Raw genomic sequence first — 18,979 nt, 5'->3', positions numbered from 1 at the left:
TGCGCGTTGTTCTCAGATGATGTCATCATCTAGATTGTCACATCACATGATCTCAACATCTAGGAGGGCTTGGATGATGGTGGACGTCCCTGAGATCGACCTCACCGATCCCGACGTCGTCGGCGACCCGTTCACGGCGTACGGCAGGGCGCGGGAGCGGTCGCCGCTGGCCCGGGTGGTCACGCCCGGCCTGCCGCCGCTGTGGACCCTGACCCGGTACGAGGGCGCCCGCGCGATGCTGGCGGACCCCCGCTTCGCGATCACCTCCGGCAGCTTCCTGCGGCCGGACGTGCCCGAGGACTGCCTGCCGTACATGCGGACGATGTCGGAGATGGACGGGCCCGAGCACCTGCGGCTGCGCCGGCTGGTCGCGCCCGCGTTCACCGCGCGCAGGGCCGCGGCCCTGCGGCCCGCGATCGAGCGGGTCGTGGAACGCCTGCTGGACGCGCTCGCCGAGCGCGCCGGGGACGGCGGCAGCGGGGTGGACCTGCTGCGGAACTTCGCCGCGCCGCTGCCCATGGAGGTCATCTGCGAGCTGGTGGGAGTGCCCGAGCCCGACCGGGCGCGCTGGCACGAGTACGGCGCGCTGGTCGCGGCGGGCGCGGGCCGGGGATTCGCCGCGGCCATCCCCGGGATCATGACCGACGCCAAGGAGGCGGTCGCCCGCCGCCGCGCGGAAGCGGCCCCCGACCTGCTGTCCGAGCTCATCCGCGCACAGACCGAGGACGGCGACCGGCTCACCGACACCGAGCTGGTCACCCTGGTCTGGCACCTCGTCCTGGCCGGGCAGACGCCGGCCAACCTCATCGCGAACGCCGTGCACGCCCTGCTGTCCGAGCCGGCCCAGCTCAAGGCGCTGCGCGAGGACCCCGCCCTGATGCCCCGCGCCGTCGAGGAGCTGATCCGCTGGTGCGGCCCGATCCTGCTGACGGTCCCCCGCCACGCGCGCGAGGACGTCGAGCTGCACGGCGTCACCATCCGGGCGGGTGACGCCGTGACGGCCTCGGTCGCCGCCGCCAACCGGGACCCCCGCGCGTTCGCCGCCCCCGACCGGCTGGACGTCACGCTGACCCGCGAGGCGACCCACCTGGGGTTCGCCCACGGACCGCACTTCTGCCTCGGCGCCTCGCTCGCCAGGGTGGAGACCGAGGCGGCGCTGGCCGCGCTGCTGCGCCGCTTCCCGGACCTCGCGCCCGCCCCGGAGGAGGCGATGCGCGCCCCCGACCCCGGCACGTGGCGCCTGGCCTCACTCCCCGTGACGCTGTGATCCGTGACGCTGTGATCCGTGACGCTGTGATCCGTGACGCTGTGATCCGTGACGCTGTGATCCGTGACGCTGCGATCCACGACTCCGCGATCCGTGACGCTGCGACGCCGTCACCCCGAGCCGCTCATCCGGCCGCGCGTGACACCTCCAGCAGCCCCTCCAGCACGTCCGCCGAGCGGGTCCACAGCAGCGAGCCGCCCTCGTCGGGCAGCACGCGCAGCCGGGATCCGGGAATACGGCGCGACAGGACGGCCCCGTGGTCCGGGGAGTGGACGGTCCCGGGGTCGTGCCCGCCGTACCAGAGCTCGACCGGCACCGCGATGCTCTCCACCGCGAACGGCCACGGACGGTAGGCGAGCACCAGGTCGCGCGCGTACCCGGCGGCGCCCTGCGCGAAGCCCTCCTCCAGCGCCCGCCGGTAGGCGGGGGCGAACGCCGGGTCGGTGTAGACGGCGACGTCGGAGGGGTGGCTCAGCTCGGTCACGAGCCGCCACATCATCTCCGCGCCCGCGTCGCGCGTCATGGCCGCCTCCAGCCCGTCCGGGTCCTCCCCGGCCGCCCGTACGAGCCCCGCCACACCCGGATCCAGCAGCCCGGCGAGCTCCGGGTGGGTCAGCTCGTCCAGCCCGGACACCACCGACGCCGCCGTCACGACCCCCGCGGCCGCGCACGCCAGCGCGAACGGCGCGCCGTGCGAGAAGCCCACCACCGCCGCGCCGCCCGTCATGCCGAGCCCGCCGACGAGGTCGCGGACGTCGTCCGCCCAGGTCAGCAACGTACGCTCCGGGTCGGGGTCGGAGGCGCCCAGTCCCGGCCGGTCCACCGAGACCAGCCGCACGCCGAGCCGCGCGAGGTCGTCCGCGCCGAAGCCGAGGCTCCTGCCGGTCGCCGCGCCGGGGAAGAACAGCACCGGCGTCCCGTCCGCCGGCCCCCACTCCGCCCAGCCGAGCCCCCGCCCGTCGCGCAGCGTCACCCGGCCCAGCCGTTCCGGCTCCCGCACCCCGTAGTTCACGGTCGATCCCTCCTCGTAGGTTCCCGACCGGCGACTGTAGGCGGGCCGCCGCGCGGCCTGCCACCGGATTACCGGCCTGGACTACAGTCGGGACGTGAGCGACACACGCGCGGCCATCGAGGAGGGCGCGAAGAAGTCCGGCGTCCTCTGGCTCGGCCTCGACCGCCCCCGCCTGGCCTGGCACACCTGGCACGACGGCGCCGTCTACCTCGTGACCGGCGGCGGCGAGCAGGAGCTGCCGGGGCTCGCCGGCCTCGACCGCGTCCGCGTCACCCTGCGCAGCAAGGACAACGGCGCGCGACTGGTGGACTTCGAGGCGGCCGTCGAGGTGGTGGACCAGGAAGCCGAGCGGGAGGCGGTCGCCGCGCTGGCCAAGGAGCGGCTCAACGCGCCCGACGGCGCGCACCTGACCGACCGCTGGGCCCGGCGGTCCACGGTCGTCCGTCTCACGCCGCTGGACGCCTGACCCGGCCCTCCCGCGCCGACCGCGCAGGGCCACCGGCGCTGAGGAGGACGGCGGCTTACGCCCTGAGGATCCGACGCCGAGGACGGTCAGCCGGAGGCGCGGTCGAGGCTGAGCCGGGCCTCGGCCTCGGCGGTGGGCACCGGCTCCCCGGCGGGCGCGGGCGCGCCGCCACGGGAGGCCGCCGTCTGGGCGAGCAGCGCCCCCGACAGCACCAGCAGCCCGCCGAGGATCTGGAACGCCCCGAGCGCCTCGCCGACCAGCGCCCAGGCCACCACCGCCCCGCCGATGACCTCCAGCGACGCCACCGTCGCCCCGACGGCCGCCGAGAGGCGGCGCACCGCGTTGACGCCCAGGATGTACGCCGCGACGGTGGCGACCAGCACCATCCACAGGTACGCCGCGAACGCCGGCAGGGTGAGGCCGCCTCCCTCGGGCGTGGCCAGCCGGGTGAACGCCTCCCACGGGATGCCCCACGGCCGGGCGAACGGCACGAGCACCACGGCCGCCCCGAGCATGCCCCAGGCGATGAGGCCCAGCGGGTCCACGTCGTCCCCGAAGCTATCGCTCATCAGGAAATATCCGGCGCAACACGCCCCGGCCACCAGAGCCAGCAGCAGCCCCAGCGCGTCCAGCCGCAGCCCGTCCCAGACCTCGACGACGATGCCGAGCCCGACGACGGCGACCACCGCGCCCAGGTAGGCCGAGCGCGCCAGCCGGATCTTGCGCACGAACCGCACCCACACGACCACCATGACCGGCGCCATGTACTCCAGCAGCAGGGCGATCCCCACCGGCAGCCGGGTCAGCGCGGCGAAGTACAGCGACTGCACCCCGGCGACGGCCACGACGGCGTACACCCCGAAGAACGGCAGGCGCGAGCGCGGGATGCGCAGCGCCGACGGCTTGACCACGGCCAGCACGGCGACCATCAGCAGCCCCGCCCCGGCCATGCGGGTCCAGACCGCCTCGATGGGCGCCAGCCCCGCCGCGTTCAGGTACTTGGCCATGGGCCCGGAGAACGCGAAGCACCACGCCGAGACGAAGGCCATCGCGAGACCCGAATATCGCATCGCCACCCCACCCGTAATTACCGTTCCTCACTTTTGATACTGACATGTCCGGTGCCAGGAGCGCAATGCCGTCCGGCTGTTAGCCTGCTCAATGTGAGGATCTTCGTGGCCCGCCTGGCCGGGGTTTCGGTCTTCGACCCGGCCGGCGACCAGATCGGCCGGATCCGCGACGTCGTGGTCGGCCTGCGCGGCCCGCTGCGGCCCGCCGTCCACGGCATGGTGGTCGAGGTCCAGCCGCGTCGCCGCGTCTTCCTGCCCGTCACCCGCGTGCGCGGCATCGAGGCCGGGGCGGTCGTCTTCACGGGCCGGCTCAACATGCGCCGCTTCGAGAAGCGCTCGACCGAGACGCTGGTCATCGGCGAGATGCTGGACCGTACCGTGACCGTCGGCGGCGAGCCGATGACCGTCTTCGACCTCGCCATGGAGGAGGTCAGGCCGTCGGCCTGGGAGATCACCAAGGTGGCCGTGTACCGGGGCCGGCGGCGGCGCGACCCCCGGATCGTCGCCTGGGAGGAGGCGGCCGGGTTCGACGCGCTCCAGAAGGACCAGGGCGCGGCCGGGCTGATCGCCGCGTTCGAGTCGATGCGGGCCGCCGACATCGCCAGCGCCCTGCACGAGCTGCCCGGCAAGCGGCGCATCGAGGTCGCCCGCGCGCTCGACGACGACCGGCTCGCCGACGTGCTGGAGGAGCTGCCGCCCCGCGACCAGATCGGCATCCTCGGCACGCTCGAACCCGCTCGGGCCGCCGACGTGCTGGAGGAGATGGACCCCGACGACGCGGCCGACCTGCTCAACGACCTGCCCGCCGACCAGGCCGCCCACCTGCTGGCGCTGATGGAGCCGGGCGAGGCCGCGCCCGTGCGGCGGCTGCTCACCTATCCGCAGGACACGGCCGGCGGCATGATGACCAGCGAGCCGGTCATCCTGCCGCCGAGCGCCACGGTCGCCGAGGCGCTCGCGCACATCCGGCAGAAGGACCTCTCGCCGTCCGTCGCGGCGCAGGTGTACGTCACCCGGCCGCCGAACGAGACGCCCACGGGGGCGTACCTGGGCGTCAGCCACTTCCAGCGGCTGCTGCGCGACCCGCCCTCGACGCTGCTGGGCTCGGTGCTCGACCCGTCGATCGACCCCATCCGACCCGGCTTCACACTGCCGGAGGTCGCCCAGTACCTCGCCAGCTACAACCTGGTGGCGGCGCCGGTGGTCGACGAGCTGGGGCGGCTGGTGGGCGCGGTCACGGTGGACGACGTGCTGGACCACATGCTGCCGGCCGACTGGCGCGAAGGCGCGCGCCCATGACCGCCCGCCGTCCGGGGCCCGCCGCACCGGGTCCGCGCATCGGGGCGTCGTCGTGACGGCCGAGCGGCTGGACCAGCCGCGCGACCTGCGCCGCACGCTGCGCCCCCACTACGACCCGGAGGCGTTCGGCCGCCTGTCGGAGCGGATCGCCCGCTTCCTGGGAACCGCGCGGTTCATCGTCTACATGACGGTGGTCGTGGCGGTCTGGGTGCTCTGGAACGCCGTCGCCCCGGCCGAGCTGGCCTTCGACCCGTACCCGTTCATCTTCCTCACGCTCATGCTGTCGCTCCAGGCGTCGTACGCGGCGCCGCTCATCCTGCTCGCCCAGAACCGGCAGGCCGACCGTGACCGGGTGCAGTACGAGCAGGACCGCGAGGCGGCCGAGCGCAACCAGGCGGAGATCGAGTACCTGACCCGGGAGATCGCGGCGCTGCGGATGGCCCTGAACGAGGTCGCCACCCGCGACTACCTGCGCTCGGAGCTCCAGCACCTGCTGGAGGAGCTCAGGGAGCGCCCGTAGCGCCGGTCAGGCGGGCCACGAGCTCCCGCACCTGGCCGATCTCGTCCGGGCCCAGGGCGTCGAGGAAGTGCGCGCGGACGCCGCGCAGGTAGGTGGGCGTCGCCTCGGCCAGCCGGGCCACCCCCGCGTCGGTCAGCACCGCGAACAGCCCCCGGGCGTCGCTCTCGCACGCCTCGCGGTTCACCAGCCCGTCGCGCTGCAGCCGGTCGATCAGCCGGGTCAGGCCGCTGCGGGACAGCAGCACCCTGCCCGCCAGGTCGTTCATCCGCAGCCGCCGCTCCGGCGCCTCGGCGAGCTGCGACAGCACGTCGTACGACGCGAGCGGAAGGTCGTGGGCGACCAGCAGCTCGGCCTCCAGGTGCCGGGCGATCCGCACCTGCGCCCGCTGCAGCATCCGCCACACCACCAGCTCCTCGGCGGTGAGGCGCTCGTCGCGCAGAAGAGTCACGGAGTAACCTTAGTTTGTTGCACGCACACCTAAACAGTCCGTCGTGCAGCGTGGATTAACCGCGCCGCGCCCCTGGTTCATACCATGGAGGGGCATCCTCACCGGCGTGCAGCGCCTGTCACACAGAGACCACTAAGGAGGGACGGCACTCCCTTCGTGCCGAGACTTCGATGGCACCAACCCAGGAACAGGTGACGGCCGCCCTCGCCACCGTCATCGACCCCGAGATCCGTCGTCCGATCACCGATCTCGGGATGGTCAAGAGCGTCGACATCACGCCCGACGGCGTGGTGCGTGTCGGCGTCTACCTCACGATCGCGGGCTGTCCGCTGAAGGACACCATCCGCCGCGACGTCACCGCCTCGGTCTCCCGGCTCGACGGTGTCACGGGTGTCGAGATCGAGCTGGACGTCATGAGCACCGAGCAGCGCAAGGAGCTGCAGACGAAGCTGCGCGGCGACCGGGCCCCCGAGAAGGAGATCCCCTTCAACCAGCCCGGCTCGCTGACCCGCGTCTTCGCGGTGGCCAGCGGCAAGGGCGGCGTCGGCAAGTCGTCGGTCACGGTCAACCTGGCCGCCGCCATGTCCGCGAGCGGCCTGAAGGTCGGCATCGTCGACGCCGACATCTACGGCCACAGCATCCCGCGCATGCTGGGCGCCTCCGAGCGGCCGACCAAGGTCGAGGACATGATCATGCCGCCGGTGGCGCATGACATCAAGGTCATCTCGGTGGGCATGTTCAAGCCGGAGGGCAACACGCCGGTAGTGTGGCGCGGCCCGATGCTCGACCGGGCACTGCACCAGTTCCTGGCCGACGTGTACTGGGGCGACCTCGACGTCCTGCTCCTCGACCTGCCCCCGGGCACCGGCGACATCGCCATCTCGGTCGCGCAGCGCCTGCCGTCCGCCGAGATCCTCGTCGTGACGACGCCCCAGATGGCGGCCGCCGAGGTGGCCGAGCGGGCCGGCTCGATCGCGGCCCAGACCCACCAGCAGATCGCCGGCGTCATCGAGAACATGGCGTGGCTGCCGTGCCCCCACTGCGACGAGCGCATCGCGGTCTTCGGCGAGGGCGGCGGCCAGACCGTCGCCGACGCGCTGACCCGGACGCTCGGCTCGCGGGTGCCGCTGCTCGGCCAGGTGCCGATCGACCTGCGGCTGCGCGAGGGCGGCGACGAGGGCAAGCCGCTGGTGCTGACCGACCCCGACGCGCCGGCGGCGGCCGAGCTCCGCTCGATCGCGGCCACGCTGAGCAAGCGCGGCTCCAGCCTCAAGGGCCTGCAGCTCGGGCTGTCGCCCAACCGCCGCTAGCCGCGCCGCACGCCTCGGGCCCGCTCACAGCTGAGCGGGCCCGTCGCTTGTCCTGGGGTTGCTCCGGGAGGAACCGGGCGGGTCAGGTGGCCTCGGAGTCGTACGGCGGGATCTCGCCGACGCCCAGCTCGTCCACCGGCTCCGGCAGGGGCGGGGCCGTGAGCACCGGCTCCTCCGCCGGCTTGGCGTTCCAGGAGTCCTCGATGTCGTCCAGCAGGTGCTTGCGGACGAACGTGCGCGGGTTGAGATCGGCCGGGTCGAAGTCGCGGTACTCCGGCGGCAGGCCGGCCCGCAGATCGTCACGCGCGTTGGCGGCCATCCGGCGCAGGTTGCGCAGCGTCTTGCCGGCCTGCGCCGCCGCCTGAGGCAGCTTGTCGGGCCCGAAGACGAGAAGCGCGATGACGATCAGCGCCCCGACCTCAAGCCACCCGAGTCCGAACACCGTGAGCTCCTAGCGCAGTCCTGATGCACCGAGGACAACCCCGGCGTATTCCAGACTAAGGGCTCCGGCGGTCGGATCGACCGCCCGCCCCTGACGCCCCGGCCCGCGCATCCGGCCGCCCCTGGATCAGGACGGCGACGGCGTGGGCTCGTCGTCGGCCGTGACCGTGAGGGTCGCCGTGCGCTCCTGCCCCGCCCGCTGGTACTTGACCGTGATGTGGGAGCCGGGCGCCTTGCTGCGGATGAGGGCGATGAGCTCGTTGCCGTCCTGCAGGCGCAGGCCGTCGAGCTCCAGGATGATGTCGCCCGCCTTCAGCCCCGCCTTGGCGGCGGGACCGCCCGGGTCGACCGGCTGGCGGCCCTCGGTGGGCTCGGAGGCGATGCGGACGCCCTGGCCCTTGTAGTCGGGGTCGAGCACGATGCCGATCTTGGGGCGCTTGGCCTTGCCGCTGGTCACCAGCTCCTCGGCCACGCGCCGCGCCTGGTTGACCGGGATGGCGAAGCCGAGGCCGATGCTGCCGCTCTGGTTGGTCAGCGAACGGCTCAGCGTGGCGATCGCCGAGTTGACGCCCACCACCTCGCCCTTGCCGTTGACCAGCGGGCCGCCGGAGTTGCCGGGGTTGATGGCGGCGTCGGTCTGGATGGCGCTGATGTAGGCGGGCTCCTCGGCGCCGCCGTTCTCGTCGCCGGCGATGACCGGGCGGTTGAGGGAGCTGACGATGCCCGTGGTGACCGTGCCGGTCAGGCCGAGCGGCGAGCCGACCGCGATGACCGGGTCGCCCACCACGACCTGGTCGGAGTTGCCGAGGGAGATCTCGGGCGTGCCGAAGGTGTCCTCGGGCTTGACCACGGCCAGGTCGGAGCCGGGGTCGCGGCCCACGATGCGGCCGGTCGTGGTCTTGCGGTTGTAGAACTGGATCTTGATCTCGCCGCCCTTGGCGGCCATGGCGACCACGTGGTTGTTCGTCACCACGTAACCGTTCTTGATCAGGAACCCGGAGCCGGTGGCGCCCTCGGTGTTGCTGCCGTTGCCCACCTCCAGCGAGACCACGCTGGGCAGCACCCGCGCGGCCACGCCGGCAACCGAGTCGGGCGCCCGGTCGGTGGCGCCGCTCGGGAGCGGGCCGAGGCTGTAGGACGGGTCGGTGCCGTTGGAACGGGTGAGCAGGTAGGTGCCGACGCTGCCGAGCGCGGAGGCGACCAGGGCGACGACCACGGCCAGCACGACGAGCACGCCGGTGCCGGGGCCCCGTCGTGGGGCCGCCGCGACGCCGCCGGAGGGCGGCGGGGCCCAGCCCGGGCCCATGCCGAGCGCGTGGCGCGGTGGCGGTGGAACCGCCTCGCCGCCGTAGGGCGAGGCGCCCGCGGCGGGGCCGAAGAACGGGCTGTCGTAGGTGCGGGTGGAGGACTGCTCCCGGCCTTCCGCGCCGAACGCGGCCTCGCCGCCGTCGGGCCGGCCGAAGGGGTTGTCCCCGGCGCGCCCGAAGGGGCCCTCGCCGCTGTCCGGCCGTCCGAAGGGCGTGTCACCGCCGTCAGGCCGCCCGAAAGGCGTGTCACCGCCGTCGGACCGGCCGAAGGGCGGACCGCCGCCCTCCCCCGGGCCACTGAAGCCACCAGCGGAACCACCGCCGGGACCGCCCTCACCCGGAGCGCCCTCGCCGGGGCCGTGCCCTGGGGCGGCGTCTCCCGTGGCCGCCTGGAACGGCGACCCGCCGGGCCCGCGCTCGTCAGAAGAGCCGGCACCCCGGTCACCGGAAGAGCCGAAGGAGGGCGAGGGGCCGCCCGGGGATCCCCCAGGAGAGGAGAAGGACGGCGAAGCGGCGCCGGGCGAACCCTCAGGAGACCCGAAGGAAGGCGAGGGGCCGCCATGAGGGCCCTGCGGAGAGCCGACGGACGACGAGGGGCCGCTGTAGGGCCCCTCGGGAGAGTTGGAGACCGGCGCGCCGCCCGGCTGACCCGACGGGGCCCGCCAGCCACCCTGCGCGCCCCCGGAACCCCCAGGGCCTCCCGGGCCCCCGGAGTTACCGGCGCCTTCGGAGCCCTCAGGGTCCTCGGAAGCCGGCGACGGGTCGGAGGGTGAGCCCCACGGTCCCTGGGCGGCCGACGAGGGGGCCCCGGGCCCGCCGCCAGGCCGGTCGGCCTGGCCGTCCGCGGGCAGGAACTCCGGGCGCCCCTGCGGCGCAGGGAAGTCCGACGGCATGCGTCCTTCGCCCGGGCGCGTCTCGTCGGTCATCTACGTCTCACCACTCCTTGCTCGACACCGCAATCCTGGTGCGATCGGCATACGAGAGTCGTAAAGCAATGGTCAGGAACCACGCCTCTACCGGCGGTTCCCCTCCAAAACCCCGAACTCCGATCGTATGCCCCCGACGCCATGGACTACGCCATCGAGTATCCCAGGCCGTCGTGTCCCGGTCAGGGCGTGGCGGTGGGCGGTGTGGCCTGGGAGGAGGCGGGCGTGTTCTGCCGGAAGAGCTCGACCGGGGGCGGCGTGTTGCTCTGCCCGGCGCCGGACACGGCGAAGAAGGTGCCGAGGGCCACGGCGGCGGAGACGACGCCGACGGCCACGTACGTGCCGCGCCGCCTACCCCGGCGGCCGGGGCCGGAAGCGCCGCCACTGGCGTCCCTGCGGGGGCGGTTGTCCAGGGGCGCGATGGTATGAGGGCCCGGCAGCGGGACACCTCCGAAGGTGCGCGCCGGGAAAGGCCGCTCGCGGGGCGGCAGCGGGCCGCCCGGCTCGGCCATCCGCAGCAGCGACATCGTCAGGTCGGCCGGCATGGCGAGCTCGTCGAGCGAGCGCAGGCGCGACTTCAGCGCCCGCATCGACTCGACCTCCCGCCTGCAGTCGGCACAGAACGTCAGATGCGCCAGCGCGCGGTCACGCTCGGCGTGGTTGAGCTCGCCGTCGACCAGCGCGCTCACGCGCTCTCCAAGATGCGACATATCAGACTTCCTCCCCACGGGGCCCCGACGGGAATGCTGGCGGGGGGAGTTGTGAGTGTCGGGGGGCCCGGTGTTCGAGCGCCTCGCGCAACTGCGCCCGGCCACGGTGAATTCGGCTCCGGACCGTGCCCAGCTTGACCCCGAGCGTGGCCGCGATCTCCTCGTACGACAGGCCCTCGATGTCGCACAGCACGATCGCCGCCCGGAACTCGGGGGCGAGCGCGTCGAGCGCGGCCTGGATGTCGGGTTCGAGGTGGGCGTCGTCGAACGCCTGCGCCGGTGACGGCTCGCGGCCGCGCAGCCTCTCGGCGGCGTCGTCGGCCAGTCCCTCGAAGCGGATGCGCTGCTTGCGCCGCGCCATGTCGAGGAACAGGTTGGTCGTGATCCGGTGCAGCCAGCCCTCGAACGTCCCGGGCGTGTAGCTCGACAGCGACCTGAAGACCCGTACGAAGACCTCCTGGGTGAGGTCCTCGGCGTCATGGACGTTGCCGGTCAGGCGGTAAGCCAGCCGATAAACGCGCGCGGAGTGAGTCCGCACCACTTCCTCCCAGGTGGGAGGAGTCCAATCAGACACGGGAGCATCGGCCTGGTGGTCGCTCTCGTCCACCAGAACTCCTCTCTCTGGGACCACCGCTACCGCCATAGTGCCTGGTTTCGTCCCTTCATGCGCACTGCCTGCCTTCCGGACCGGCAAAGCCCGTTTAAACCTGCAACGCCTCAGGGTGCTCCTGAGTTCCCGTCCCGGCGCTACTCCCCTAGGCTGCGATCGGTGACCAATCGCACGAAAGTGGGGGGAGGAGGCCGATGACCAGTCAGGCGGAGGCCACTCTGGCCTATGCGGAGCAGTTCCATCACGAGGATGAGATCCTGCGCGCGGCGCGGCAGCGCGGGCTGGAGATGGGCGCGGTGCCCATCCTTCCCGGAGGCGGGGCGGCGCTCTGCTTCCTCGCCACGGCGCTCAACGCCAAGTCGGTCGTCGAGATCGGCACCGGCTGCGGCGTCTCGGGCCTCTGGCTGCTGCGCGGCATGCGCCCCGACGGCACGCTGACCAGCGTGGACGTCGAGCCCGAGCACCAGCGGCTGGCGCGGCAGGCGTTCGCTGAGGCGGGCTTCGCCGGCGGCCGGGTGCGGTTGATCAGCGGCCGCGCGCTGGACGTGCTGCCCCGGCTGTCGGACGGCGGCTACGACATGGTCTTCGCCGACGCGGCCAAGCAGGAGTACGCGGACTACCTGGCCGAGTCGGTGCGGCTGCTGCGCGTGGGCGGCATCGTGGCCTTCGACAACGCGCTCTGGCACGACCGCGTGGCCGACCCGGCCCAGCGCGACCCCGACACGGTCGCCCTGCGCGAGCTGGGCAAGCTCGTGCAGGGCGACGAGCGCCTCCGGTCGCTGCTGATGCCGCTGGGCGACGGCCTGCTCGCCGCCGTCAAGATCGCCGGCTAGCGTCACCCGGCCGGCGCGGCGCCGCGCGAGCGGTCACGCGCGGCGGGTCACACAGGCGTGCGGTCACCCGCGGGTCAGCCACTCCAGCAGGACCCGCACCCCGAACCCCGTGGCTCCCTTGGTCAGGATGCCCTCGTCCACGGTGCTGCGCCCCACCCCGGCGATGTCCAGGTGCGCCCACGGGCGCCCGCCCGCGAACTCCCGCAGGAACAGCGCCGCCGTGATGGACCCGGCTCCGTAGGTGGACCCGCTCTCCACGTTGGCCAGGTCGGCGATCGGCGAGTCGAGGGCGGGCGCGTACTCGTCGATGAGCGGCATCCGCCACAGCCGGTCGTCGCTGTCGCGGCCCGCCGCGAGCAGCGCCTTGGCGAGGTCGTCGTCGGTGGAGTAGACGGCGCCGACGTTACGGCCGAGCGCGACGCTGATGGCGCCCGTCAGCGTGGCGATGTCGACGACCGCGTCGGGGTCGAGCTCGGCGTCGGCGTAGGCGAGCGCGTCGGCCAGCACGAGCCGCCCCTCGGCGTCGGTGTTGAGCACCTCGACCGTGCGCCCGCCGTAGTGGGTGATGACGTCGCTGGGCCGCTGGGCGGTGCCGGACGGCATGTTCTCGGCCGCCGCGACCAGGCCGGTGACGCGGACCGGGGCGCCCATCCGGGCCAGCGCCCCGATGACGGCGATCACCACGGCGCCGCCCGCCATGTCGGTCTTCTGCGTCTTCATGTTCTCGGTCGGCTTGAGCGACAGGCCGCCCGAGTCGAACGTGATGCCCTTGCCCACCAGCACCACGTGGCGCTCGGCGGGACCCTCGGGAGCGTAGGAGAGCTGGATGAGGCGAGGGGGGTTGGCCGAGCCGCGGCCGACCGCGAGGATGCCGCCGAACCCGGCCGCCTGGAGCTGCTCCTCGTCCCACACCCGCACGGGCACGCCCTGCTCGCCGGCGCGCTCGGCCAGCCAGGTGGGCGTCTTGACCGACGCCGGCGTGTTGGCCAGGTCACGGGCCAGCGCCACGGCCTGGGCGACGGTCTCGCCCCGCCGTACGGCCCGCTCGTCGGCGGAGCAGAACCGCAGCGCGCGCACGGGCCTCTTGCCCGGGGCGCCGATGCGGAAGGAGTAGGCGGCGAGCAGCGCGGCCTCGGCGAACGCGGCGGCGTCGCCCTCGGGCACCACCACGGTCAGCTCCTCGCGGCCCCTGACCCTGCGGGTGAGCCCGGCCGCCGCCTTGCGCAGGGCCTTCGGCGAGCCGTCGCCGACGCCGTACAGCAGCACGCGCCCGACGCCGCCCTCCCGCGCCACGGGGACCTCGATGATCTCGCCGGCCTCCCCCTTGGCCTCGTAGTGGGCCAGCAGGCCGGGCAGGGGCACCGGCAGGTCGAGCTCGACCACCGGGACCAGCTCGGGGGTGTAGGGGACGGCCAGCAGCTCGGCGCCGTCGGGGACGCCGGCGACCACCGATGCAGTGGTCTCAATGGGCACGGAACTTCTCCTCGAACGTCAGCGACCCTGGCGCGCGGATACGCCAGGGCCGTGGGACAGGTCTACCTCGGGAGCTTCAGCCGACGACGTTCTTCAGCGCCTCGCCGAGCGCCTTCGCCTCGTCAGCGGAAATCTCCACGACGAGCCGGCCGCCACCTTCGAGGGGCACCCGCATGACAATGCCGCGCCCTTCCTTGGTGACCTCGAGCGGACCATCGCCGGTCCGCGGCTTCATCGCCGCCATGCGTGCATCCCTTCCTGCCTTGGGCTCCCGCGGCCCGCGATTTTAGTCCGCCCGCCAGGGAGGGCGGTATTCACGTCTTCTGTGATGTCCTATTCTCCCGCATCGCGAGCGCTCATGGGTAACGATCTCCTCCCAGAATGCGTTGTCGAGGGTGGCGAAGGCGTCCAAACTGGACAGCGTGCACGCACGAGCTGCCCTGTTCGACCTCTATGGGGACCACCTGCGCCCACGCGGCGGACGGGCCTCCGTGGCGGCTCTCGTGCGCCTCATGAAACCGCTGGAGATCGCCGCTCCGGCCGTGCGCACCGCTGTTTCCCGCATGGTCCGGCAGGGCTGGCTGGAGCCCGTCAGATTGCCGCAGGGAGCCGGCTACGGGCTCACGTCCAAGTGCGTCAGAAGACTGGACGACGCCGCGTCGAGAATTTACCGAGAGGGAACGCCGTCCTGGCAGGGCCGGTGGCATCTGATCGTTTTGGAGCCGGTGAAGGATCGGCCGCGTAGAGAGCGGGTCAAGGCCGTTCTCGCCTTTCTCGGCTACGCGCCGCTGTCGGAGGCGACCTGGGTCGGGCCGCGCTCCTCCCGCGAGGTGGACCACCTGCTGGCGAGCGAGGGACTGCGGGCCGACCGGTTCGACGCGGCGCTGGAGGGCGACCCGCGGGAGCTGGTGGCGCGGGCCTGGGATCTGGCGGCCGTCGGCGAGGCGTACGAGCGGTGGCTGTCGGAGGCTGCCACGCTGGTCGGGGCGCTGCCGGACGGGGCGCCGGACGACCGGGTGTTCGCGACGAGGAGCAGGCTCGTGCACGGGTGGCGCAACTTCCTCTTCCGCGACCCCGGCCTGCCGCCCGAGCTGCTGCCGCCCGGCTGGCCCGGCGAGCGGGCCAGAGCGTACTTCGAGCAGGAGGCCGCCCGCCTGCTGCCCTCAGCCGCCGCGTTCGTCGACAGGGAGCTGCCGTGATCCGCTATGACGTGTCCGACGCCGTCGCCACCGTCACCCTCGACCGGCCGGAGGCGATGAACTCGCTGACGGCCGAGGTGAAGTCGGCCCTGCTGGCGGCGCTGCGCCGCGCGGCCGGCGACGACGGGGTGCGCGCGGTGCTGCTGACCGGCTCCGGCCGGGCCTTCTGCGCCGGGCAGGACCTGCGCGAGCACGCCGCCAACCTGGAGGCGGGACGCGGGCTCGCCGGGACCGTGCGCGAGCACTACAACCCGATGGTCGAGCTCGTCACCACCATGGCCAAACCGGTGGTGGCCGCCGTCAACGGGGTCGCCGCGGGCGCAGGCGCCTCGCTCGCCTTCGCCTGCGACCTGCGGGTGGCCTCGGAGAAGGCCATGTTCGCGCTCGCGTTCTCGGGAGTCGGCCTCGCGCCGGACTCCGGCGCGTCGTGGACGCTGCAGCGCCTCGTCGGCGCCGGACGCGCCGCCGAGCTGATGCTGCTCGGCGAGCCGCTCGACGCGGCGCGGGCGCTGGAGCTGGGGCTGGTCACGCGGGTGGTGCCGCCGGACGACGTGCTCAAGACCGCCGCCGAGCTCGCGGGAGGGCTCGCCCAGGGCCCCACGCGCGCGTACGCGGCCACCAAGCGGGCGCTGGCGTACGCCGCCACGCACTCCCTGCCGGAGGCGCTGGAGATGGAGGCCGTCCTGCAGGACGAGTGCGCCGCCACCCAGGACCACCGGGAGGCCACCCGGGCCTTCCTGGCCAAGGAGCGCCCGTCGTTCAGCGGCCGCTGAGCGCGCTCTCGCGCTCGCGCGCCACGCACCCCTCGATGTGGTCGTTGACCAGGCCGATCGCCTGCATGAGCGCGTACGCGGTGGTCGGCCCGACGAACCGGAAGCCGTGCCGCTTCAGCTCCTTGGCCAGCGCCTTCGAACCAGGCGTGACGGCGGGCACGTCGGCCATCGTCCGCGGCACCGGGGAGTCGGGATCGGCGTGCCGCCACACCAGCTCGGACAGGCCGCCGGGCAGGTCGAGCGCGACGCGGGCGTTGTTGACCACGGCCTCGATCTTGGCGCGGTTGCGGACGATCCCGGCGTCGGCGAGCAGCCGCTCGACGTCCTGCTCGGTGTAGGCGGCGACCTTGGGGATGGCGAAGCCGTCGAAGACGGCGCGGAAGTTCTCCCGCTTGCGCAGGATCGTCAGCCAGGACAGGCCGGACTGGAACGCCTCCAGCGCCACCCGCTCGAAGACCTTGTCGTCACCGTGGACGGGACGGCCCCACTCGTCGTCGTGGTAGGCGGTGTAGAGCGGGTCGGCCAGGCCCGGCCAGGTGCACCGGATCATGTCGGTCACGCGCGTTCGTCCCCGTCCTTGCCCGCCGCGGCCCGCACCGGCCGCTCCTCGCCCTCGTCGTGCACGTCGTGCACGTCGTGCACGTCGTTCTCGCCCTGCTCGTCCTTCTCGTCCTTCTCGTCCTTCTCGTCGCTGTGATCGGTCTCGGTGCTCTTCGGCGCGTCGCCGTCGGTGCTGTGGCCGGTCTCGACGCTCTCGTCGTTCCTTGGCTCGGGGTCCTCGGTGCGCTCGGCGCTCTCCGGCTGCTCGGCGCTCTCCGGCTGCTCAGCGAGCACCGGGGCGGCGGCGACGGGGTCACCGTTCTCGGGCAGCGTGGGCAGTTCGGCCGGCCCCTCGGGCTCGTGGTCGGTGCGGGGAGCGCCGCCCGGCGAGGCGTACAGCTCCTGGCGCGCGTACAGACGGCTCGACATCAGCTCCGAGACCCGCTGCTCCAGCACCGCGATGCGGGTGTCGCGCGCGCTGATCGCGCTGGCGGCCCTGCGCAGGGTCTCGTCGACGCTCTGCGTGTGGTAGCCGACGAGGTTGACCGGAAGCTGGAGGGCCATGAAGTCGACCGCCGTCAGCCGCCCGGCCTCGGGCAGGTCGAGGGGCGGCACGTCCGGCGGGAACTCGGTCAGCTCACCGCCCCTGCCGAGGGAGACCAGCACCACGCAGGCCAGGATCGCGAGCGCGGCGATGGCGAGAATGACCAGCACATGGGCATCGTACTCATACCATCGAGGCATGAGTCCCGCAGTTGTCGCACCCGGTGCGCGTCCGGACCCCTCCTGGACTCCCGCCGGCTCGCCCGCGGAGGCCGCCGCGCTGGCGCGCGCGGGCGCGACCGTGCTGGTCACGCTGCCCGCGCCGCTCGACGCGGCGCTGGCCGCCGCGGCCGTCTACCGCTGGCACGGCGCGGGAGTGTTCGTCACCGAACACACCGAGCAGGTACGCCAGGCGCTGGAGATGACCGACTCCCTGGCCGGCCGGCGTCCCCCGGCGCTGGCCCGCCGCGCACTGGCCTGAGAGCCTGAGCCTCGGGGCCCCGGCCCGCCGTGCCCTGATCCGGGGAGCCTGAGCCTCGAGGCCCCGGCCCGCCGTGCCCTGATCCGGGGAGCCCGCGGCCGGGCGGCTCAGCCGGTGGCCTCGCCGATCTCCTCGGCCGTCGGGCGCACCGGGCGGGCGCGACCCTCGATGTGGTCGAGCGCCTCCTCCACCGAGGACGTCCACGCGATGGCGTCGAAGACGTTCGCCCGGGTGAACCCCTCGTCGTACATGTGCTCCACGAGCCCGCGCAGCGAGGCGTACAGCCCCCACGGGTCGAGGACAACCAGCGGCCGGTCGTGGATGCCGAGGACCCGGGCCGTCCAGATCTCGAACAGCTCCTCCAGCGTGCCGATGCCGCCCGGCAGCACGAGGAAGGCGTCGGACCGCTCGTCCATGGCCGCCTTGCGCTCGCGCATGCCGGGGGTGACGATCAGCTCGTCGGAGTCGCGGTCGGCGATCTCGACGTCCACCAGCACCTGCGGGATCACGCCGATCGTGCGTCCGCCCGCCGCGCGGGCGGCGGCGGTGACGGCGCCCATGCAGGAGACGATGGCGCCGCCGCTGACCAGGGTGTGTCCGCGCCTGGCCAGCTCGGTGCCGACGTCCGTCGCCAGCTCCACGTACTTGGGGTCGATCTTCTGACTGGAGGCGCAGAACACACAGACATTCACGACATGACAGCTTAAACGCTGATTTATGGGGGTTACTGTGGCTCCGCCGGCTGGCTGGCGACCGCCTCCAGCTCCTCCTCGCGCTGCCGGGAGCGCGCCCGGTCGGAGTCCACGATGATGCGCACGGCCTCGTCCACGTCGTCCGTGACGGTGATCAGCTCGAGGTCCTGCTCGGCGATCTTCCCGGTGCCGAGGAGCGTGCCCTTGATCCAGTCGATGAGGCCGCCCCAGAACTCCGACCCCATGAGCACGACCGGGAACGAGGTGACCTTGTGCGTCTGCACCAGCGTGAGCGCCTCGAACAGCTCGTCCAGCGTGCCGAAGCCGCCGGGCAGGGCGATGAAGCCGCACGAGTACTTCACGAACATGGTCTTGCGCACGAAGAAGTAGCGGAACTCGATGCCGAGGTCCACGTAGTCGTTCATGCGCTGCTCGAACGGCAGCTCGATGCCGAGGCCCACCGAGACGGCGCCGTCGACCTCGGTGGCCCCGCGGTTGGCCGACTCCATCACGCCCGGCCCGCCGCCCGTGATGACGGCGTAGCCGGCCTCGGCGATGGCCCGGCCGAGCGCGCGGCCCATGGCGTACTCGGGGGAGTCGGCGGGGGTGCGGGCCGAGCCGAAGACCGTGACGGCCCGGGGCAGCTCGGCGAGCTGGCCGAAGCCCTCGACGAACTCCGCCTGGATGCGCAGCACCCGCCACGGGTCCATGTGGACCCAGTCGGCCGGGCCCTGCCGGTCGAGCAGGCGCTGGTCGTGCGTGGATTCGGGGACGAGCTTGCCACGGACCACGGCCTGGCCCTGGCGGCGCTCGCGACGCGTCGTGTCCATGCGGATCACGCTAGCCCTCCTTCGGTGCCCCTGGAGCCGGGGCCGTGCCCTGCGGCGCCGGCTCACCTCCCCGTGGACCGGGCCGTGAACGGCCCACGGACGGGCCGTTCCAGCAAAATAGCAGGTCAACGGCCATCCGGGGAGCGGCAAAAAATCATGAAAAAAGGAGGGAACCGGATTTCGACCCCCCTGCGTCTAACTGCCGAGGGTGCTGCTCGGGACTGAAAGT

22 protein-coding genes are annotated in these 18,979 nt (G+C 73.1%); 9 read left to right on the top strand and 13 right to left on the bottom strand.

Annotation, left to right across the window (positions count from 1 at the left end; genetic code table 11):
* The first annotated feature begins 73 nt into the window (after positions 1-73).
* Positions 74-1,267, top strand: a complete 1,194-nt coding sequence (locus tag HT134_RS40910) for a cytochrome P450 (RefSeq protein ID WP_246366442.1) — start codon at positions 74-76, stop codon at positions 1,265-1,267.
* Positions 1,268-1,391: 124 nt separating this feature from the next.
* Here the strand turns inward: HT134_RS40910 and HT134_RS40905 are convergent, their stop codons facing one another.
* On the bottom strand, positions 1,392-2,279 hold the full coding sequence (locus HT134_RS40905; RefSeq protein ID WP_175605879.1) for an alpha/beta fold hydrolase: 888 nt from the start codon (positions 2,277-2,279) through the stop codon (positions 1,392-1,394).
* 94 nt (positions 2,280-2,373) lie between these two features.
* Between HT134_RS40905 and HT134_RS40900 the strand changes: the two genes are divergently transcribed.
* Entirely contained in the window at positions 2,374-2,745 is a 372-nt protein-coding gene (locus HT134_RS40900; RefSeq protein ID WP_175605878.1) for a hypothetical protein, read from the top strand.
* A gap of 86 nt (positions 2,746-2,831) precedes the next feature.
* Here the strand turns inward: HT134_RS40900 and HT134_RS40895 are convergent, their stop codons facing one another.
* Positions 2,832-3,815: an EamA family transporter gene (locus tag HT134_RS40895; protein WP_175605877.1), complete on the bottom strand. Its 984-nt coding sequence runs from the start codon at positions 3,813-3,815 to the stop codon at positions 2,832-2,834.
* A 93-nt stretch (positions 3,816-3,908) separates the two neighbouring features.
* Between HT134_RS40895 and HT134_RS40890 the strand changes: the two genes are divergently transcribed.
* Entirely contained in the window at positions 3,909-5,114 is a 1,206-nt protein-coding gene (locus tag HT134_RS40890; RefSeq protein WP_312888812.1) for a magnesium transporter MgtE N-terminal domain-containing protein, read from the top strand.
* A 52-nt stretch (positions 5,115-5,166) separates the two neighbouring features.
* On the top strand, positions 5,167-5,634 hold the full coding sequence (locus tag HT134_RS40885; protein ID WP_175605876.1) for a DUF1003 domain-containing protein: 468 nt from the start codon (positions 5,167-5,169) through the stop codon (positions 5,632-5,634).
* Here the strand turns inward: HT134_RS40885 and HT134_RS40880 are convergent.
* On the bottom strand, positions 5,618-6,082 hold the full coding sequence (locus HT134_RS40880; protein ID WP_312888811.1) for a MarR family winged helix-turn-helix transcriptional regulator: 465 nt from the start codon (positions 6,080-6,082) through the stop codon (positions 5,618-5,620). The two genes, HT134_RS40885 and HT134_RS40880, sit on opposite strands and share 17 nt — an antisense overlap.
* Positions 6,083-6,252: 170 nt before the next feature.
* Here HT134_RS40880 and HT134_RS40875 point away from each other — a divergent pair, with 170 nt between their 5' ends.
* A complete protein-coding gene (locus HT134_RS40875; RefSeq protein WP_175605875.1) occupies positions 6,253-7,392 on the top strand; it encodes an Mrp/NBP35 family ATP-binding protein in 1,140 nt (379 codons plus the stop codon).
* A gap of 82 nt (positions 7,393-7,474) precedes the next feature.
* Here the strand turns inward: HT134_RS40875 and HT134_RS40870 are convergent, their stop codons facing one another.
* From HT134_RS40870 to sigE, 4 genes are all read right to left on the bottom strand, one after another.
* A complete protein-coding gene (locus HT134_RS40870) occupies positions 7,475-7,834 on the bottom strand; it encodes a sec-independent translocase (RefSeq protein ID WP_175605874.1) in 360 nt (119 codons plus the stop codon).
* Positions 7,835-7,960: 126 nt separating this feature from the next.
* Positions 7,961-9,139: a S1C family serine protease gene (locus tag HT134_RS40865; protein WP_175605873.1), complete on the bottom strand. Its 1,179-nt coding sequence runs from the start codon at positions 9,137-9,139 to the stop codon at positions 7,961-7,963.
* Positions 9,140-10,248: 1,109 nt separating this feature from the next.
* On the bottom strand, positions 10,249-10,755 hold the full coding sequence (locus HT134_RS40860; protein ID WP_312888810.1) for an anti-sigma factor family protein: 507 nt from the start codon (positions 10,753-10,755) through the stop codon (positions 10,249-10,251).
* Between the two features lie 22 nt (positions 10,756-10,777).
* A complete protein-coding gene (gene sigE, locus HT134_RS40855) occupies positions 10,778-11,419 on the bottom strand; it encodes an RNA polymerase sigma factor SigE (RefSeq protein WP_175592690.1) in 642 nt (213 codons plus the stop codon).
* A gap of 161 nt (positions 11,420-11,580) precedes the next feature.
* Between sigE and HT134_RS40850 the strand changes: the two genes are divergently transcribed.
* Entirely contained in the window at positions 11,581-12,219 is a 639-nt protein-coding gene (locus HT134_RS40850) for an O-methyltransferase (RefSeq protein WP_175605872.1), read from the top strand.
* 63 nt (positions 12,220-12,282) lie between these two features.
* On the opposite strand, the gene HT134_RS40845 is transcribed toward HT134_RS40850, so the two are convergent.
* Positions 12,283-13,692 (bottom strand): leucyl aminopeptidase, encoded by a 1,410-nt coding sequence (locus HT134_RS40845; protein WP_175605871.1) that lies wholly within the window; start codon positions 13,690-13,692, stop codon positions 12,283-12,285.
* A 76-nt stretch (positions 13,693-13,768) separates the two neighbouring features.
* Positions 13,769-13,936, bottom strand: a complete 168-nt coding sequence (locus HT134_RS40840) for a DUF3117 domain-containing protein (RefSeq protein WP_020545024.1) — start codon at positions 13,934-13,936, stop codon at positions 13,769-13,771.
* 178 nt (positions 13,937-14,114) lie between these two features.
* Here HT134_RS40840 and HT134_RS40835 point away from each other — a divergent pair, with 178 nt between their 5' ends.
* Positions 14,115-14,891 (top strand): PaaX family transcriptional regulator, encoded by a 777-nt coding sequence (locus tag HT134_RS40835; RefSeq protein ID WP_175605870.1) that lies wholly within the window; start codon positions 14,115-14,117, stop codon positions 14,889-14,891.
* Positions 14,888-15,664: an enoyl-CoA hydratase-related protein gene (locus HT134_RS40830; protein WP_175605869.1), complete on the top strand. Its 777-nt coding sequence runs from the start codon at positions 14,888-14,890 to the stop codon at positions 15,662-15,664. The genes HT134_RS40835 and HT134_RS40830 overlap by 4 nt, the downstream gene beginning before the upstream one ends.
* On the opposite strand, the gene HT134_RS40825 is transcribed toward HT134_RS40830, so the two are convergent.
* Together HT134_RS40825 and HT134_RS40820 are read right to left on the bottom strand one after the other, a co-directional pair.
* On the bottom strand, positions 15,651-16,214 hold the full coding sequence (locus HT134_RS40825; RefSeq protein ID WP_217708967.1) for a DNA-3-methyladenine glycosylase I: 564 nt from the start codon (positions 16,212-16,214) through the stop codon (positions 15,651-15,653). The two genes, HT134_RS40830 and HT134_RS40825, sit on opposite strands and share 14 nt — an antisense overlap.
* Before the next feature lie 5 nt (positions 16,215-16,219).
* Positions 16,220-16,918: a hypothetical protein gene (locus HT134_RS40820; RefSeq protein ID WP_175605867.1), complete on the bottom strand. Its 699-nt coding sequence runs from the start codon at positions 16,916-16,918 to the stop codon at positions 16,220-16,222.
* A 28-nt stretch (positions 16,919-16,946) separates the two neighbouring features.
* On the opposite strand from HT134_RS40820, the gene HT134_RS40815 reads away from it, so the two are divergent.
* Positions 16,947-17,228, top strand: a complete 282-nt coding sequence (locus HT134_RS40815) for a hypothetical protein (protein WP_175605866.1) — start codon at positions 16,947-16,949, stop codon at positions 17,226-17,228.
* Positions 17,229-17,335: 107 nt separating this feature from the next.
* Here the strand turns inward: HT134_RS40815 and HT134_RS40810 are convergent, their stop codons facing one another.
* Positions 17,336-17,920, bottom strand: coding sequence for an LOG family protein (locus HT134_RS40810; RefSeq protein WP_175605865.1), 585 nt, complete (start codon positions 17,918-17,920; stop codon positions 17,336-17,338).
* A 32-nt stretch (positions 17,921-17,952) separates the two neighbouring features.
* Entirely contained in the window at positions 17,953-18,750 is a 798-nt protein-coding gene (locus tag HT134_RS40805) for an LOG family protein (protein WP_175605864.1), read from the bottom strand.
* Positions 18,751-18,979: the final 229 nt, after the last annotated feature.

It is taken from the genome of Nonomuraea rhodomycinica, from assembly GCF_013363995.1.
Taxonomy (GTDB): domain Bacteria; phylum Actinomycetota; class Actinomycetes; order Streptosporangiales; family Streptosporangiaceae; genus Nonomuraea; species Nonomuraea rhodomycinica.
This window is presented reverse-complemented; position numbering and strand designations above follow the sequence as displayed.

Bases quoted from the DNA above. Each gene is read 5' to 3' on its own strand.
- HT134_RS40910 (WP_246366442.1), top strand. From the start codon at position 74: ATGATGGTGGACGTCCCTGAGATCGACCTCACCGATCCCGACGTCGTC.
- HT134_RS40895 (WP_175605877.1), bottom strand. From the start codon at position 3,815: ATGCGATATTCGGGTCTCGCGATGGCCTTCGTCTCGGCGTGGTGCTTC.
- HT134_RS40875 (WP_175605875.1), top strand. From the start codon at position 6,253: ATGGCACCAACCCAGGAACAGGTGACGGCCGCCCTCGCCACCGTCATC.
- HT134_RS40865 (WP_175605873.1), bottom strand. From the start codon at position 9,139: ATGGGCCCGGGCTGGGCCCCGCCGCCCTCCGGCGGCGTCGCGGCGGCC.
- sigE (WP_175592690.1), bottom strand. From the start codon at position 11,419: ATGGCGGTAGCGGTGGTCCCAGAGAGAGGAGTTCTGGTGGACGAGAGC.
- HT134_RS40850 (WP_175605872.1), top strand. From the start codon at position 11,581: ATGACCAGTCAGGCGGAGGCCACTCTGGCCTATGCGGAGCAGTTCCAT.
- HT134_RS40840 (WP_020545024.1), bottom strand. From the start codon at position 13,936: ATGGCGGCGATGAAGCCGCGGACCGGCGATGGTCCGCTCGAGGTCACC.
- HT134_RS40825 (WP_217708967.1), bottom strand. From the start codon at position 16,214: ATGATCCGGTGCACCTGGCCGGGCCTGGCCGACCCGCTCTACACCGCC.
- HT134_RS40815 (WP_175605866.1), top strand. From the start codon at position 16,947: ATGAGTCCCGCAGTTGTCGCACCCGGTGCGCGTCCGGACCCCTCCTGG.
- HT134_RS40805 (WP_175605864.1), bottom strand. From the start codon at position 18,750: ATGGACACGACGCGTCGCGAGCGCCGCCAGGGCCAGGCCGTGGTCCGT.